Below are 17086 nucleotides of genomic sequence, written 5' to 3'. Positions count from 1 at the left end.
TTTTTACTCCTTATAAAATCAACCCAATTTAACTAAGCATGGTCTATATATAATTGAGTAATGAACATGAATCAATTATTGTCATAGATGTAAGCAACATTTATAATGCAAAAGAATTGCATTTACTTCTTAAAGAGAAGCTTGAGTTTCCTGATTTGTACGGGGGAAACTGGGATGCTTTTTGGGATTGTATTACAGGATTTGTATGTCCTTTGCCAAACAAAATGATCTTCGACGGATGGTCCAAGTTAGAAAAAAGGTTACCGAGAGATACAAAAATAATGAAAGAGTGTCTTCTTGATTATAATGAAGAGGATAGAAAGGATCCTGAATGGAAAAGCGAATTCTTATTTAATTGAATACTGACAATATGATATGTAAATATGCATATTGTATTTATTTGGGTTTTTTGTATGTTAAAATCAAATATAAGGATGTAAATATATAACAAACTAAAAGTAGGAATATCCAATGAATTTTGAGAGGTGTTACATGTTTAAAAATAAGAAATTAATTCGATTTTGTCTAAGAGCCTGTTTATAGTCTTATCTTTTTATTAAAATAGCGAGAAATCCTAGGACAACCATTTGTTTACTTGTTTCTAGTTTTCTCTCTACATTTTTGAACAATCGTCTGTATTTTTCTAACCAAGCAAATGAGCGCTCTACGATCCATCTTTTAGGGATCACTTGAAATTGATGCAATTCGGACCGCTTGGCAACTTGTACTTCAGCATTCAATAGCTTTTGAATTTCTTTTTGAAACTTTTCTCCTGTGTACCCACCATCCGTGAGGATGGCTTCTATGGTTTCTTTCAATTCAGGATATTGCTCGTACATTTCGAGTGCGCCTTTTCGATCTGTGACATTGGCAGTGGTAACATGGATTGCATGGGGAAATCCAAGAATATCTACACTGATATGTCGTTTAATACCAGAAACTTTCTTACCACCATCATAACCTTTTTGTTCAGCCGTATCTGCATTCTTAACACTTTGGGCATCGACAATATTAAAGCTAGAGCTTTTGGGGCGATTCACTGCTTCCCTTATTTGCCCAACAATTTTTTTAATAAGGTCTCTAATAGACTACTACCTTCGGCATTGGATTTACTCCATTTTGCATAGTAGCGGTAAACATTTTGCCATTTGGGATAATCTTTTGGTAAAGCACGCCACTGGCAGCCTGTACTCAGAACATAGAGTAGTGCATTGAACACATCATAAAGGTCATACTTTCGCGGACTTGTGCGTTTGCTAAACGTTTCTAGTTCCTCACGAATGATCTCGAATTTTTCACGGCTGATATCACTTGGATAAGACATACACTCATCTCCTGTTTTTGCATACATCCTAACATATTTATAAGACTATAAACAGGCTCTAACATTATTTGTATGTTTATCTGTAATTGATTTTACAATCGGTTATTTTCAAACATATCTTGAAACAGCAGCAGATATTAAATGGATAATACCAGGAATTTGGAAAACTATTTTGATAGATGCTCCTGAAAGCATACTTGTTATTTTAGGTGCAATAGCTTTATATGATTTCACAAAAGAGACATCGCCAAAAGACGCATCAATCTAAATGCGTCTTTTTTATTAAAATTTATATTTTAAAGAGTTACCTAGAAGAGAACAATCTATTAATTAACAAAAAAGAAAAGACACCCTAAGGTGCCTTCCTACGACTTGAACCATCTTAATTTTAATAATATTGGACTCCCGTCCAAATATTATTTTACCATGTTAACTTATTTTATCCATTGAGAAATAAAATTCAAATCTATGTTTGGTTGTTTTGGAAATAATCCATATTAATCATTACAATACATTTTTTAGTTTTTGAATTATTTATTTGTTTAAAAGTTGAAATTAAAAAGAACCCCATAAATGATAAACCATGCCACTAACAAAAAACACTAATACTAAAAACAAAACAATTAAAGCAAGTATTCCATTTTGATTATGTTCCATAAAATTAGCTCCTTTTAGAATTATTTTTATATACAAAAAAGCCTTTAGTTGTAATTATGGCTAAAGGCTTTGAGCATTATACTTTTAGTTTATGAAATCTTATATATAAAATAACCTGTATTTTATATAGAGAAAAATTTATAATGTTTTTTTATCAAATTTGAAACTGAAAATGTACTAGCTTGATAATGAAGCCTGGCTATTAGAATTGAAAAATTTTAGTTTTATTATAATTAATAGAAATGAAAGTAGTGTGAATATAAATCCGCTCCAAATAAGCTGGTGAATACCTAAGTTTGAAATGAACCAGCCTCCAATAGTTGTTCCTAAAGTAATTCCGAGATTTGAGAACGAAACGAATAGACTATTACCAAATTCAGGTGCTTCTTTTGCTTCGCTTATTAACCATGTTTGGCCAACAATTAATCCACCAGCATGTACGATTCCCCAAACGAATACTATAAAAATCATTGGAACAAGGTAGGAACCTAAATAATAAACCAATATGTAAACAACAGAATATAGAATAGGGAATGATATTACGGTGTTTATTATGCTTTTTTGCAGGAGACTACCAAATAAATGATTGCCTAAAATCATAACTACACCAAATATGAATAGCATGATACTGATGAGAGATCCGTTCATGGAAGTTACTTTTGCAAGGTATTCAGCGAAGTAGCTGTATACGGAAAACATGGCTGCAAAAAGGAATGTGACGGTTAAAATATTTAACCATAATCCTGGTTTGCCGAGTATACGAATTTGTTTGCCGAAAGACATTTTTTCTGTAACAGGCATAGAAGGAAGTAGGATTAGTATTCCAATGAATGCAAGAGTGTTAACAAGCGCTCCGAATAAGAAAGCAATTTCGAGTGAAAATTGGTCTGCAAGGTAAGAGGTTAGTGGTACACCTAAAGCAAAGCCAACAGTAATTCCCATAAAAACTTTTGTAACCGCTTGACCGCTCTTTTCTGGAGGGACAAGTTTAGCAGCTGTTACAAGAGCGATTGAAAAGAAGAGTGGATGAAGTGCTGCCGGTAAAATACGAAAAATAAGCATGATTTCAAATTGTGTTGTATAAGCGTAGATTATATTTGAAATAACGAATGTGAAAATTGCTGTTAATAAAATTATTTTGCGATTAATACTAGAGACGAGCAGAATTAGAAACGGACCAGAAATAGCAACAACTAGTGCAAATATACTTACTAAAAATCCAGCTTGTGTAGTTGAAATTCCGAATTTTTGAGTGATTTGTGGTAATACGCCGACAATACCCATCTCGGTAGTAATAATTCCGAACACACCTATTGCCAGTGTCAGAATAAGTAAAGGATTTACTTTTTTCATTTATAAAACTCTCCATTCGTATCAGTATTTTGAAAGTAAATTCATTAAAAAATAAGCATTATTATAAGCATGATTGGATGCTAATATTATTAGGGGTATGTAATTCGAAATACAATAACAGATATCTAAATAACTAGATATGATATATTAAAAAATTTTCTCCTTTCTATGTTTCTTGCTTTTATAGGTAGTGTAATTTTATAAAAGGTAATTGGATACCTGTAAAAAGCAGAATGTGTGAAAGCTAATAATCAATTGATTATTAGCTTTCATTTTATAATTCGTTTTGAACGTATTCAGAAAACTCTCGGATTGTTTTTTCATTTCGACGATAGTATGTCCATTTTCCGATTCGGTCAGAGTCTAGTAAGCCTGCTTTTTTCATAGTTAATAAATAACTAGAAATAACCGATTGGGCTAAGCCAGTTTTAAGCTGGATATCTCCTACACATACTCCAACTTGAAAGCTAAGATCTTGCTCTAGATAAGGCTTTTCATCGAAATGGTTTTCTGGATTTTTCAACCATGATAAAATTTGACATCTTGTTTCATTTGACAATGCTTTATAAATTAATAAAGGTTCCATAAGGATATTATATCTACTTTTATAGATTTGTAAATGGGTTTTGGTGATTTTAAGGGAAGGAGGTATATGTAGATTCTTTTAAATGTGAATGAGGTACTCTAGTAATAGGGCTTTTTTGGGGATGTGAATTTATAAAAGGTTGCACTGTAATATAGCTTGAGAATATGATTGTCTAAAGAATAGGTGATGAATACATGCAGGAAACAAAACAGTTTAAGCGAGCATTCTATTCTTACTATGTTTTATTTTTTTATATAGAAAATAGCCTTCAGTCGTAATAATGGCTAAAGGCTTGGGTTCTCATACTTTTTAATTTATAAAGAAAAGACACCCATATTGATATGATCCCCTTATAGTAGACAGTAAAAAGAAAGCACATTAATCTGTTTACTATGGAGGGGATTTTTCTATGGGCAAAATTAGAGTAACTTATGATATAGAATTTAAGAAAAAAGCAGTAGATTTATACTTGAAAGAAGGAATGGGATACAAAACGGTTGCTAAAGAATTAGGAATTGATCACTCGGTAGTAAGACGTTGGGTGAAACACTTTGAAGCTGAAGGTATCAAAGGACTAGAAGAAAAACGTGGTAAAACGAAAGGTCCAGGTATAGGTAGACCAAAAACCAATCCAGAAGATCCAGAAGCTAAAATGAAACGATTAGAAGCGGAGAATGAAATGTTAAAAAAGCTCTTAGGGATGTAAAAGGAGGAGTGGAATCTGTACCAAAAACGAAGAAGTTTGAAGCCATCAAAGGGCTATCAGAAAAAGGTTATGCAGTTACCATTCTATGTGATATCGCTGGAGTAACTAGAGGTGGGTACTACAAATGGATAAAGCGACAGTTGATGCCTTCTGAAAAACAATTGGAGGATACCGAAATAAAAAAGAAGGTATTGGAGTGTCATAAAAAACTTAAAGGGATTTATGGATACAGGAGAGTACAAGTTTGGCTGAAAGCTACTTATAACCTTCATTTTAATCACAAACGTATACAAAGGTTGATGGGTGAACTAGGTATCAAAGCCATTATTAGGAGAAAACGACCTTATTACGGGAAGAAAGAGGCTTACGTGATTTCAGATAACCATCTGAACAGGGATTTTCAAGCTTCCAAACCAAACGAAAAATGGGTAACAGATATTACCTATTTGATTTTCAATGGACAGAGATTGTACTTATCCGCTATTAAAGACCTATACAACAATGAAATTGTTGCCTATGAAATTAGCCGTAGAAATGACCTGAAACTAGTACTAGACACACTTAAAAAGGCAAGAAAAAAACGAAACGTGAAAGGGATTCTCCTGCATAGTGATCAGGGGTTCCAGTACACATCTCGTCAATATACTCAACTACTCAAAAAATATCAGATGAAGGCTAGTATGTCCAGAAAGGGGAACTGTTGGGACAATGCTTGTATAGAAAGCTTCTTCAGTCACTTTAAGTCAGAGTGTTTTCACCTATACTCTTTCCGCACAGCTGATGAGGTTAAGTTTGCTGTGCGCAAATATATATACTTTTATAATCACCACAGGTTCCAAAAGAAACTAAATAACCTGAGTCCATATAAATATAGAACTCAGGTTGCTTAATTGTGTTTTTTGAATACTGTCTACTTGACAGGGGTCACTCCATATAAGAGTGTCTTTTCCGATAGTTTGTTTAGCAGAAGCAAGAAGCTCCAACTATGATTAATAAAATAAACAATACAACTAATAAAGCAAAGCCGCCAGAAAATCCACAGCCGCCACAACTACCACCAAATCCCATAATAGTTCCTCCTTTAATAAGAGGGGAAAACAAGGGGTCACTCATGTATTTTAACGGATTCAATTTACTTTATGTTTTTTACGCAATAATTGAGCAGGTCCTTTTGAAAATAAAGAAAAGACACCTTAAGGTGCCTTCCTACAACTTGATAACCGTATTTCGAAACTAGTGGATAAATTGCAAATAGTATTTATGCTTCGATTTATTTACAGATACCTAAGATTTATACATCCTTCATATAAGGCAGTATTTTTGATTACTAAACGTTCAATCGTCATAATTTTTCGTTTATTGTTACCAACTACTCGCTCCAACATCCGTCTTCAACCACGTCACCCAATCAGAATCCTCTATCTTAAGCAAACTGAGCGAAACACCCTTCATATCTAAAGAGGTTAGCAGTGTACCGACTTTTACGAACTTCACATGTAAGCCTTCCAGCTCACATAAACGGCGGATGTCGTTTGCGAAAATGTATTGTTCCATTAATGGTGTCGCACCGAGTCCGTTAATGAGGATGGCGAAGTTGTCACCTTTTCTCCAGCGATAAATGCTTTTCAGTTTATTCATTAGTTCGATCGCTAATATTTCAGAAGAGGATAGTGCTTCTTTGCGGTAACCTTTTTCGCCATGAATGCCGACGCCGTAAAACACTTCATCGTCGTTCAATGTGAAGGAAGCTTTTCCTTGCATGGGATCATTGGCAGGTGAAAGGGCGACTCCTAATGTATGTAAGTTTCGGATGACAGAACGGCCAAGTGTTGTTAATTCTTCTAAAGAATGTCCGTGGGGAGCGGCCGCGCCTACTATTTTTTGAACGAAAACAGTGCCCGCTACGCCGCGTCTTCTTTTATTAAAAGAAGCATCATCTTCAATTGAAACGTCATCATTTACGATGATGTGGTCAATTTTTCTTCCTTCTTCTTTTGCGACTTGTTCTGCAGCTAGAAAGTTTGCTACGTCATCTTTAAAGTTTTTAATGATGAATAATATACTTTTATCTTTTGGCATGAGGCGAGTTGCCGCCACAATTTGCTCCACTGTAGGCGGGGTGAAAATACTTCCGTTTACTGCTGCCGTAAGCATTCCTTTTCCTACATAACCAATGTCAGCAGGTTCATGTCCGCTACCACCGCCGCTTATAATGACAACGTTTTGCTTCATTTTTTCGATATCTTTTACATAAATGATGTTATGTGTTTCGTCGTAATTTACTTTGTCGTTATGTTCAAAATAAAAGCCATGCAGCATATCTTGAACAATATTTTCTACATCATTCATAATCTTTTTCATTGCTTTTTCCACCCTTTAATTACTTTGCTGATTGCTCCAGTAATAGTAGTAATTGATTGTTTATCATATTTTTCATGAGAGAAGACATAATAGCCGGATCTACTTCGCATTTGCTTTCAATCCAATCTTTTATCGTTCCAACGAAGCCGTGACTATAAAAGGAGGCAATCGTATTTTTTGTCTCATCAGAAAGGCTGAATCCACAGCTCATAGATAGTTCATCAATAATTTTCATATATAAGTTTTTCGTATGCTCAAATAAATAGTGATTAAACGAGTTTTGCTCAATGACTTTAAATGCATTTCGGTAAAATTTTTGATTTTCGTAAAAGTAATCAAATAATAAATCAAAAATATTTTCCCATGTTTCATAGTCGAGAAAGTCGATGATATTTTCTTTCGTTTCTTCTCTATAAATCCAGCTTAATAGTTCGAATTTATCTTTAAAATGATAATAAAAAGTTTGCCTACGCATTTGACAGTGTAACATAATATCGCTCACTGATATTTTATGAAACGACTCTGTTTCCATTAAATGTTTCAACGAGTTCGCGATTATCTTTTTAGAAATTATAGAAGAGGTCATCTGAATCATCCCTAGAATGTTAGTAATATAAAAATCCTATTCAAAAATGAGAGCGGTGTCTTTAGACAGATTGTCCATTTTGTCCGTTTACTATAAAACGCTTTCATTTTAACATGAGTAGTAAGAAGAAGATTTCAAATATATCACAATATATTAAAGGAATTGAGGGAGAATCACAATGAAAAAGATTATAAACAAACCAGAAACATTAGTAATGGAAATGTGTAACGGAATGGTTATGGCTCATCCAGAGCTTGAGTTTTTGAAAAAATATAAAGTTATTAAGAAGAAAGAAATGAACGAAAATAAAGTAACGTTAATTAGTGGCGGCGGTAGTGGTCATGAGCCAGCGCATGCGGGATTAGTCGGAAAAGGAATGTTAGATGCGGCAGTGTGCGGAGATGTGTTTGCTTCGCCTTCACAAATTCAGGTATATCAAGCGATTAAAGAGACAGCTAGTAAAAAAGGTACGTTATTAATTATTAAAAATTACAGCGGCGATATTATGAATTTCAAAAACGGAGCGCATTTAGCGACTGAAGATGGAATTGAAGTAGACTACGTAAAAGTGGACGATGATATTGCGGTAGAGGATAGTTTGTATACAGTAGGACGCCGCGGCGTTGCGGGAGTTATTTTAGTGCATAAAATTGCCGGTGCAGCAGCGGAAGCAGGTATGGATTTAGGGGCGGTGAAAGCTGTAGCAGAAAAAGCAGCGGCTAACGTGCGCACAATTGGTTTAGCGTTAACTTCTTGTACAGTTCCAGCAAGTGGATCACCTACTTTCACACTTGATGAAGATGAAATGGAATACGGCGTAGGTATTCACGGCGAACCAGGAATTAAACGTGAAAAAATGATGTCAGCTGATGAATTAGCGAACCGTATGACAAATGATTTAATAAAAGATTTAGGAGTAAAAGATGGCGAAGAAATTGCGGTTCTAGTAAATGGCTTTGGCGGAACACCACTGCAAGAACTTTACCTATTTAACAACGCAGTTACGAGAGAATTAGCTGCTAGAAACATTAAAATCAATAGAGTATTCGTCGGCAACTATATGACGAGTATCGATATGGCTGGTATGTCTTTAACAGTGATGAAATTAGATGACGAGCTAAAAACGTTATTATCGGAAGAGTGTAATACACCTGCGTTTAAAGTAGACGGACCAGTTGAAAGTGTAGAGTACGTGAATGCGCTTGAAGATGTAGAAGAGAAGGAAGTTTCATTTGAACTAGAAACAGCGGAAGAGCACGCTGTTATGAAAAATAATGTCATTACATTAAACAACATGATTTATCTCGTTGATAAAATGAGCGACGTTATTATTAAAAATGAAGTACCGTTCTGTGAGTTAGATACACATGCAGGTGACGGTGACTTCGGAATGAGTGTGGCAAAAGGATTTAAACAATTAAAACGTGAGTGGCATTCTATTGTAGAACAAGAAAATGTAACAATCGGATCATTCCTTGACGGCTGTTCGATGATTATTATGGAACATTGCGGCGGAGCTTCTGGTCCAATTTGGGGTGGTGCATTCCGCGCAGCTAGTAAAGAAGCAGGAGAAAAACGTGAGCTAACAGTAAAAGAGTTCGCTGAAATGTTGCAAGCAGCACTTCAAGGCATACAATCTATCGGTGAAAGATCATTCGGTAGAGGAGCGGTAGTTGGTGATAAAACGCTTGTTGATGCACTTGCTCCATGTGTAGACTCTTGGTTAGACAGTGCTTCAAACGAAGAAGACATGAAAACTGCCTTTGCAAAAGGAGCAGAAGCAGCCGTTAAAGGCGCAGAGTATACGAAAGAAATCGTAGCTCGCATGGGCCGCGCCGGTACAGTTGGTGAAAGAAGTTTAGGATATCCAGATGCAGGTGCGCATGCGCTTGGGGTTATCTTTACGGAGATTGCGGGTAGTTTGAAATAGGAATGAGAAAGTCCCCTCTGCCTTAAGGTGGAGGGGATCTTCTAATATAGTTGAATGATATATTAATGTGGTTTAGAAGCAAATCAATTACTTTAGTTGCAAATAATTTCGGTGCAGAGTTTAAGGTTAAATGGGCTGAAGTTAATAAGTAGTCTGCTATATGTTGTTTAAGAAAGGGCACTCCATTGAGGGAGTGCCCTTTTCGTAATTCATGATATAGAATCTCTTTATATTACCAGGAGTCACCGTGACTGGATTGCATGTACATAATTGTACTAGATTTAGTCGAATCAACTTGTTCCTTGGATTCTGATTGTGAAGGGAATGCTAATCCTATAGATAAAGCAGCTGAAAGGGTTAAACCTAAAATCGTTCCGAAAATTTTCTTCATTATTTTAACGCTCCTTTTTCGAAAGTTTTTTCTTTAGCTTGATGACTAATATAAAAGTATTTACTAGCTTTTACAGTGTCTCTTTCTTCGTAAAACTTGATTGCTAATTTTTCAGTGTATTCTTGTGTGTAATTAAATAGTTGTTGCTTATCAAAAAATGAGATAGCTTCCCAAGATAATTCTTCGAGAATAGCAGCTGGAACACCTTTATTCATACAATCTAAAATTTTGAAATGATATAGGTATTCTTTATTGTCTAATTGCTCACAAATCGCCAATCCTCGTTCGATCAATTCGGCCGATTGATTAACTTCACCGAGTTTGAAATGTTCTCTAGCTTCAAGGAAAAGGGCTTTAAAATGCTCCGGAGTTTTAGTTGTTACTTCTGATAAGTGTCGGATTGCTAAAGTGGATAAGTTTTGGCTACTATATAAAAACCCTAAATTATTGCGGACTCTTAATATTAGGGAATCCTCATTATTTTTACGTAAAATATCTATTGCAGAATTAAATTTTTCTTCTGCCACAGGGAATTGTCTTATATCAATACATGCTAAACCGTATAAGTTCTCACAAGCGGCAACATTATTTTCATAACCATTATGTTTAGAGAAAATCTCTTTAGCTTTAGTCACATGTTGAATTGCTAATAGAGGTTGATAGGTATGAAGATAGAAGTTAGCAAAACGATAGCTAAACTCGGCTATTTCAAGATCGTCATGAATATGTTGTAATAGCGTTTCGGCTTTTTCGTAGTATTCCCAGGCTTCATTGTTGTTTGAAATTAGTGTGGCGTGAATCCCTTTGAAAAAGTGATAATAATAAGACAACGATTCATTTTTTGGTATATTCAGTGAATCAATTGCCTGGAAGCTTGTTGGTGTGATGCTTAAATGATTAAGCAGAACTTTAAAGCGAAAAGTAAGAAGTGAGTAATGGAATAGTAAATTTGAATCTTCATTAATGCTATTTATGTATTTATCAATCTCGTCTTTTAAGTGTTGTGCTTCCTTTAGGTGTTGGGCACGTATCTCTTGATACCAATTATTTAAAAGTTGTGTGATCATATCTCTTGTTTTTAGGTGACTTACCATAATTCTCCCCACTTTCTACTATGTTTATTTGTATATTGGTATGTATATACTAGCAAGAAATTAAGTGTGATAGAGTAATATATTGAAAGAAAAAAACTTTTTCAATAATTTTCTGATAATTTAAAAGGTAATTAGAATATAAATAGAAAAGGAATTCAATCGGATTCCTTAGGTGGTGATCATTTATTTATTGCCAAAAAATAAGTGAATCGAGTAAGTATGACTATTGCACTTAAAATAAATAACAGCTTTTTTGTAAAGTGAATCTGCATAAACTGATTCAGAATCTTATAAGAATCCATATGGAAAGTATTCATTCAAATAACAAACAGCCCGAGTTCCAATGAGGAACTTGGGCTGTTTGTTATTTCCTTTCCCAGCACTACTCTATCGCCATCAAAACAAAAGAACGAGTGATCCCACTTTATGGTTATGTGCAAAACATAAACTAGTAGAAGTTTTGTATTTTGTTATCCTACGCATCCCACCCTGCACAAAAAAATATTTCTCAACATTTTATCTATTGAAAAACATTGAATATTCTTATTATAAAGAATATTATGTTGCTATCGGCAAAAAGAACGATAATTCGCAGACACTGGGGAGGAAATGCATTGAAAAAGAATAAGAAATTAAAACCGTTATCAGTTTTAGCAACAGCGGCAGTACTAAGTAGTAGTTTTGTTTTTGGAAGTCATGCAGCGTATGCTGATACGCCATCATCTCTACCAATAGATGAGCATTTAATACCGGAGGAGCGTTTGGCAGAAGCGCTAAAACAACGGGGCGTAATTGATCAATCTGCATCACAAGCTGAGACGTCAAAAGCTGTTGAGAAATATGTTGAGAAAAAGAAAGGGGAAAACCCTGGTAAAGAAATCTTGACAGGAGATAGTCTTACGCAAGAAGCTTCTGATTTTATGAAAAAAGTAAAAGATTCAAAGATGAAGGAAAATGAACAGGCGCAGCAGCCCGCAGTAGGCCCAGTAGCTGGACAAGATGCAGCATTGAATTCTAGTAAATTAAATGGAAAAGTACCTACTGCACCAGCGAAGCAAGCTGAGTACAATGGAGCTGTTCGAAAAGATAAAGTGCTTGTTTTACTTGTAGAATTTAGCGATTTTAAGCATAACAATATTGATCAAGAGCCAGGATACATGTATTCTAAGGACTTCAATCGTGAACATTATCAAAAAATGTTATTTGGTGATGAACCATTTACTCTATTTGATGGATCGAAGATTAATACATTTAAACAATATTATGAAGAACAATCTGGCGGGAGCTACACAGTTGATGGTACTGTAACGGAATGGCTTACTGTTCCAGGAAAAGCTTCAGATTATGGTGCGGATGCAGGTACTGGACATGATAACAAAGGTCCTTTAGGGCCACGTGATCTTGTGAAAGAAGCACTAAAAGCAGCGGTAGCAAAAGGAATCAATTTAGCAGACTTTGATCAATTTGATCAATACGATCAAAATGGTGATGGAAATAAAAACGAGCCAGATGGTATTATTGATCATTTAATGGTTGTACATGCTGGCGTGGGTCAAGAAGCTGGCGGCGGTAAGTTGAAAGATGATGCGATTTGGTCTCATCGTTCAAAACTTGGATCAAAACCATATGCGATTGATGGCACAAAATCTTCTGTTTCAAATTGGGGCGGAAAAATGGCTGCATACGACTATACAATCGAGCCTGAAGATGGAGCGGTTGGTGTGTTTGCGCATGAGTATGGTCATGATTTAGGATTACCAGATGAATACGATACGAAGTACTCAGGACAAGGTGAACCTGTTGAGTCATGGTCTATTATGAGCGGCGGTAGCTGGGCTGGAAAAATTGCAGGAACAGAGCCAACAAGTTTCTCACCACAAAATAAAGAGTTTTTCCAAAAGAATATGAATGGTAACTGGGCGAATATCGTTGAGGTAGATTATGATAAACTTCGTACGGGAATTGGTGCTGCAACATATTTAGATCAAAGTGTTACAAAATCAAAACGACCAGGAATCGTTCGTGTTAACTTGCCGGACAAAGATATAAAAAATATCGAATCCGCATTTGGTAAGAAGTTTTATTACAGTACAAAAGGAAATGACATTCATACAACACTTGAAACACCAGTATTTGACTTAACAAATGCAACGAATGCTAAGTTCGATTATAAGACATTCTACGAACTTGAAGCGAAGTATGATTTCCTTGACGTAAATGCGATTACAGAAGATGGAACGAAGACACGTATTGATAGAATTGGCGAAAAAGATGTAAAAGGCGGTATGGATACAACTGATGGTAAGTGGGTTGATAAATCATACGATTTAAGCAAATTCAAAGGGAAAAAAGTAAAACTGCAATTTGAATATTTAACAGATATTGCAGTAGCTTATAAAGGATTTGCGTTAGATAATGCGGCATTAACTGTAGATGGAAAAGTTGTTTTCTCAGATGATGCAGAAGGTCAGCCAGCAATGACGTTAAAAGGATTTACTGTATCTAACGGATTTGAACAGAAAAAAAATAACTACTATGTAGAGTGGAGAAATTACGCTGGTTCTGACACGGCGTTACAACATGCGCGTGGTCCAGTGTTTAATACAGGAATGGTTGTATGGTATGCGGATCAAAGCTTTACAGATAACTGGGTAGGCGTTCATCCAGGTGAAGGATTCTTAGGAGTAGTAGATTCTCATCCAGAGGCAATTGTAGGGACATTAAACGGACAACCGACTGTGAAGAGCAGTACGCGTTATCAAATTGCCGATGCGGCATTCTCATTTGATAAAACGCCAGCATGGAGAGTAGACTCGCCAACTCGCGGTATCTTTGACTATAAAGGATTACCAGGCGTTGCAAAATTTGATGATTCTAAGCAGTACATCAACAGCGCGATTCCAGATGCAGGACGTAAGTTGCCGAAACTAGGATTGAAGTTTGAAGTAGTAGGTCAAGCTGAAGACAAATCTGCAGGTGCAGTTTGGATTCATCGATAGAATAAAGTGAAACTAAGAGGAGCTGCCTCATAAGTCGGTGAAACTGACCTATGGGCAGCTCTCTTCTTATTGTAGAAAGAGGCAGTCTAGGAACCAGTTCATTGGAAAGCGATTCTTTGAAAGCGCAAGAGACTATCGTAAAAAATATATAGACTATCAAATATAGAAGTGGAATCAAAACTCTATACTTTCGGAATTTTTTACGCAGGCAAACCATTGACCTATTATCTCGTTATGATGCTTAATAATTTGAGACGCCGATAATATTGTAGAATTATATGTACTATGCCCGTTCTTTACAAGAGTAACGTCATATCCTAAGCTGTATGCACGCCGGCATGTTGCATCTATACAAATTTCAGATTGAATTCCTGCTATAACAACTCGTTTTATATTTCTCATTTCTAGCTCTTGTTGCAGACTCGTTTTATGAAAAGAATCCGGATGATTCTTTTCAAGAACGACATCTCCTGTTGCTGGAGCAATTGATTTATGAATTTCCCATCCAGGTGTCCCTTGACTAAGTAAGGAACCAGACTTCCCGTTAAACTTCATATAAAAAATAGGGGCTGAAGCAGAACGGGCTTTAGAAATCAATAATTGAATAACTCTTAATAATTCCGTTCTATTATATAGGACTTTTTTCTCTTCAAATGAACCTACCTGTACATCAATAATAAGGAATGCTGTACAGCTTTTCATCATAAATACCCTCCTAATACTTAGTCCAAAAATACAAAAGTGAAATATATGCAAACTACAATGCTATGCGTATTTAATGTATCCAAAAGTTCTAAAGAATATTGCATGGAGGTATGAAGTGGATGCAAATAATTACACTTAGTAACAACTGTTTTAAATAAAGGACATGAAATTTGCAATCATATAATGAATTATGTTAAAAGGTATGCTCTCAAGATTCTATTGCGATTTTAATGGGGATAGCATTGTACATTTTAGCGAAATAAAAGCTCGAAAAGCGATATGTATAGTAACAATGTTACATTAGTATTTTTCTTTTTATTTATCCCGCTATTTGTGGGCAGTAAAACTGCCACCTCAAAATTCAGGTGGAGCAAAGAAGTTAGGTGAGAGTCGGACTGCCCGTAACCCCCAACTGATTAAAGTTTCACTTTATATATTCGCAACATAATATTAGTACGAATTACTATAGTAATATGAGTTTTTGCATATTTTTAAATTTAATATATCCTCCGAAAAGTTTTAATTGTATAATGTGTTTTGTCATATTCTTTTAGATTTTTCGACAAAAAATAACAAAAATAGAAGACGTATTGGGAGAATGCATTATGTACATAAAAATATTAAAATCAATTACATCATTATCGCTTATTGGTGGTGCTTTATTATATACAAATGGCAGTGATGTGAAAGCTGCTGAAGCGGGCGTTTTTTCTGATGTACCAACATCGCACTGGTCTTATCCGGCGATTAAAGATTTAGCGGGTAAAAATATTATTTCAGGCTATGGAAATGGAAAGTTTGGTTTTGGTGATGTTGCGACGAGGGAGCAAGTTGCAGCTTTAATTTATCGAGTGTTAGTACCGAATAAGCAAGGTGGTACGTTTAGTAATGATGGTGCCCGTTATGTATTAAAAGATGGGTCTACTTTAAATAATCCGTATCGTGATATTCGCTCAGGTTCTACAATGTTTCCGGAAGAGGTTTTAACGTTAACGAAATTGGGGATTTTTAAAGGTGATGGAAATGGCGGTTTTAGACCGAAAGATTCTGTTAGCCGCGCAGAAATGGCGCAAATTATTAAAAACGCGTTCCAAGTTTCAGCTAAACAAAAACATACATTTAATGATGTTCCAAATGGATTTTGGGCAGAAAACGCGATTAGTGCGGTGCAGTCAAACGGGATTGCATCTGGTACGGGAGACGGGAAATTTGAACCAGCTAAAATGGTAACGCGTGAACAGTATGCACAGTTTTTATATAATGCATTGAAATATAAAAAGCCTGAGGTTGCGGTGCAAGATACAGAAGATGCGGCATTATTAACAGCATTCAAAAATGAAGTGCAAACACGTATTAATACGTACGAAACGAACATTACACTTCCATATAAAACAAAAAATAGTAATACAGAAGAAGTGATGAATACACTTTTTAAAGCGTATAAAGAAGTCGCAAGTAAAAATGAGTATACAGATTATAATAGATCGAATGTTTCCTATGCACTGTCTGGATCACCTGGAAATTACACATTTACGTTAAAGATTACATATCGTGAAACGAAAGAACAAACAGAGTATGTCATGAAACAAGCGAAAGCGATTGTTTCATCTATTATTCAAGCAGGAATGGATGATCACGAAAAAGTGAAGGCGATTCATGATTACGTAGTAAAACATGTTTCTTATGACACATCTTATAAAGCTTATACAGCATATGAAGCACTCGTAAATCATTCTGCTGTTTGCCAAGGTTACACACTATTAACCTATCAATTATTAAAAGAAGCTGGAATTGAGAATCATTTTGTAGTAGGAACTGGAGACGGTCAGCCTCATGCTTGGAATTTAGTGAAAATCGATAACAAATGGTACCACCTCGATACAACATTTGATGATCCCGTGCCAGATGTACAAGGCCGCGTAACGTATTCATATTTCAACTTATCAGATGAGCAAATTGCAAGAAATCACGTGTGGAACCGAGGGGACTATCCGCAAGCTACTACAAATTATTATGATACACTGACGAGTAAAATTGTAGGGAGAAACTCTAAATCAGCTGTGTACCAACAAATTTTGAAAGATACAAAGTTAAATTATTTAGGAAATGAATACATCGCAAATAGCTATAATGAATTAAAAAATAAAATGCAGCAGCGCTATAGTGCAAAGCCAGAGAAAATTGAGGTTCTTTATAAGCAATCAATGGACGGTTCACTGCAAGATGTGAGAAAAGTGATTGGAGAAATCGGTTATCCAAAAGGATCAAACCGTGTTTCTTATAAAGCGGAGCCGTATAATGCAAAAGAAGGGTATTCTTTGGTGACGATTACGTTTATGTATTAAGAATGAGAAAAAGCATCTGTTTTAGATGCTTTTTTTATTGTATTAATTC

General features: G+C 35.4%; 15 protein-coding genes and 1 pseudogene. 7 read left to right on the top strand and 9 right to left on the bottom strand.

All coding sequences use genetic code 11. The features are described 5' to 3' along the window. Positions 1 to 53 precede the first annotated feature (53 nt). Positions 54 to 359, top strand: a complete 306-nt coding sequence (locus ACP6L7_RS23100; protein ID WP_097829873.1) for a barstar family protein — start codon at positions 54 to 56, stop codon at positions 357 to 359. Positions 360 to 545: 186 nt separating this feature from the next. Here ACP6L7_RS23100 and ACP6L7_RS23095 read toward each other — a convergent pair. After that, positions 546 to 1324 (bottom strand): IS5 family transposase gene (locus tag ACP6L7_RS23095; RefSeq protein WP_430528891.1). Its coding sequence is split into 2 segments (ribosomal slippage): positions 546 to 1063 and positions 1063 to 1324, totalling 780 coding nucleotides; the frame shifts between segments, so codons are not numbered across the junction. A gap of 58 nt (positions 1325 to 1382) precedes the next feature. Between ACP6L7_RS23095 and ACP6L7_RS23090 the strand changes: the two are divergent. Further along, positions 1383 to 1592: pseudogene (locus tag ACP6L7_RS23090) on the top strand (DUF3937 family protein); the annotation flags it as partial. A gap of 566 nt (positions 1593 to 2158) precedes the next feature. Here the strand turns inward: ACP6L7_RS23090 and ACP6L7_RS23085 are convergent. Next, positions 2159 to 3334, bottom strand: coding sequence for an MFS transporter (locus ACP6L7_RS23085; RefSeq protein ID WP_097829875.1), 1176 nt, complete (start codon positions 3332 to 3334; stop codon positions 2159 to 2161). Positions 3335 to 3608: 274 nt separating this feature from the next. Continuing rightward, positions 3609 to 3920 carry an ArsR/SmtB family transcription factor gene (locus ACP6L7_RS23080; protein ID WP_097829876.1) on the bottom strand — a complete coding sequence of 104 codons (312 nt, stop codon included), beginning with the start codon at positions 3918 to 3920 and terminating at the stop codon, positions 3609 to 3611. Between the two features lie 409 nt (positions 3921 to 4329). On the opposite strand from ACP6L7_RS23080, the gene ACP6L7_RS23075 reads away from it, so the two are divergent. Next, positions 4330 to 4626, top strand: coding sequence for a transposase (locus tag ACP6L7_RS23075; RefSeq protein WP_000516528.1), 297 nt, complete (start codon positions 4330 to 4332; stop codon positions 4624 to 4626). Between the two features lie 8 nt (positions 4627 to 4634). Further along, positions 4635 to 5516 carry an IS3 family transposase gene (locus ACP6L7_RS23070; protein WP_430528867.1) on the top strand — a complete coding sequence of 294 codons (882 nt, stop codon included), beginning with the start codon at positions 4635 to 4637 and terminating at the stop codon, positions 5514 to 5516. A gap of 70 nt (positions 5517 to 5586) precedes the next feature. On the opposite strand, the gene ACP6L7_RS23065 is transcribed toward ACP6L7_RS23070, so the two are convergent. The 3 genes from ACP6L7_RS23065 to dhaS form a co-directional block, all read right to left on the bottom strand. Beyond that, entirely contained in the window at positions 5587 to 5694 is a 108-nt protein-coding gene (locus ACP6L7_RS23065) for a YjcZ family sporulation protein (RefSeq protein WP_000505673.1), read from the bottom strand. 294 nt (positions 5695 to 5988) lie between these two features. Beyond that, a complete protein-coding gene (gene dhaQ / locus ACP6L7_RS23060; protein ID WP_097829877.1) occupies positions 5989 to 6987 on the bottom strand; it encodes a DhaKLM operon coactivator DhaQ in 999 nt (332 codons plus the stop codon). A 19-nt stretch (positions 6988 to 7006) separates the two neighbouring features. Further along, on the bottom strand, positions 7007 to 7573 hold the full coding sequence (dhaS, locus tag ACP6L7_RS23055; protein WP_097829878.1) for a dihydroxyacetone kinase transcriptional activator DhaS: 567 nt from the start codon (positions 7571 to 7573) through the stop codon (positions 7007 to 7009). 178 nt (positions 7574 to 7751) lie between these two features. Here dhaS and dhaK point away from each other — a divergent pair, with 178 nt between their 5' ends. After that, a complete protein-coding gene (gene dhaK, locus ACP6L7_RS23050) occupies positions 7752 to 9503 on the top strand; it encodes a dihydroxyacetone kinase subunit DhaK (RefSeq protein WP_097829879.1) in 1752 nt (583 codons plus the stop codon). 232 nt (positions 9504 to 9735) lie between these two features. Here dhaK and ACP6L7_RS23045 read toward each other — a convergent pair whose 3' ends face one another. Beyond that, complete coding sequence (locus ACP6L7_RS23045; RefSeq protein ID WP_088077832.1) at positions 9736 to 9894, bottom strand: general stress protein; 159 nt, start codon at positions 9892 to 9894, stop codon at positions 9736 to 9738. Then, complete coding sequence (locus ACP6L7_RS23040) at positions 9894 to 10988, bottom strand: response regulator aspartate phosphatase (RefSeq protein ID WP_097829880.1); 1095 nt, start codon at positions 10986 to 10988, stop codon at positions 9894 to 9896. The genes ACP6L7_RS23045 and ACP6L7_RS23040 overlap by 1 nt, the downstream gene beginning before the upstream one ends. A gap of 614 nt (positions 10989 to 11602) precedes the next feature. On the opposite strand from ACP6L7_RS23040, the gene ACP6L7_RS23035 reads away from it, so the two are divergent. Next, the gene (locus ACP6L7_RS23035) at positions 11603 to 13987 is read left to right on the top strand and encodes an immune inhibitor A domain-containing protein (RefSeq protein ID WP_097829882.1); all 2385 of its coding nucleotides are present in this window, start codon (positions 11603 to 11605) and stop codon (positions 13985 to 13987) included. 174 nt (positions 13988 to 14161) lie between these two features. Here ACP6L7_RS23035 and ACP6L7_RS23030 read toward each other — a convergent pair whose 3' ends face one another. After that, entirely contained in the window at positions 14162 to 14692 is a 531-nt protein-coding gene (locus ACP6L7_RS23030; protein ID WP_033730911.1) for a cysteine hydrolase family protein, read from the bottom strand. Positions 14693 to 15297: 605 nt separating this feature from the next. On the opposite strand from ACP6L7_RS23030, the gene ACP6L7_RS23025 reads away from it, so the two are divergent. Continuing rightward, entirely contained in the window at positions 15298 to 17037 is a 1740-nt protein-coding gene (locus ACP6L7_RS23025) for an S-layer homology domain-containing protein (protein WP_097829883.1), read from the top strand. The last annotated feature ends 49 nt before the right edge of the window (positions 17038 to 17086 follow it).

This window comes from Bacillus silvicola (assembly GCF_050524305.1).
Classification (GTDB): domain Bacteria; phylum Bacillota; class Bacilli; order Bacillales; family Bacillaceae_G; genus Bacillus_A; species Bacillus_A cereus_AT.
The sequence above is the reverse complement of the archived record's forward strand: the minus strand, read 5'-3'. Positions and strand labels throughout refer to the sequence as shown.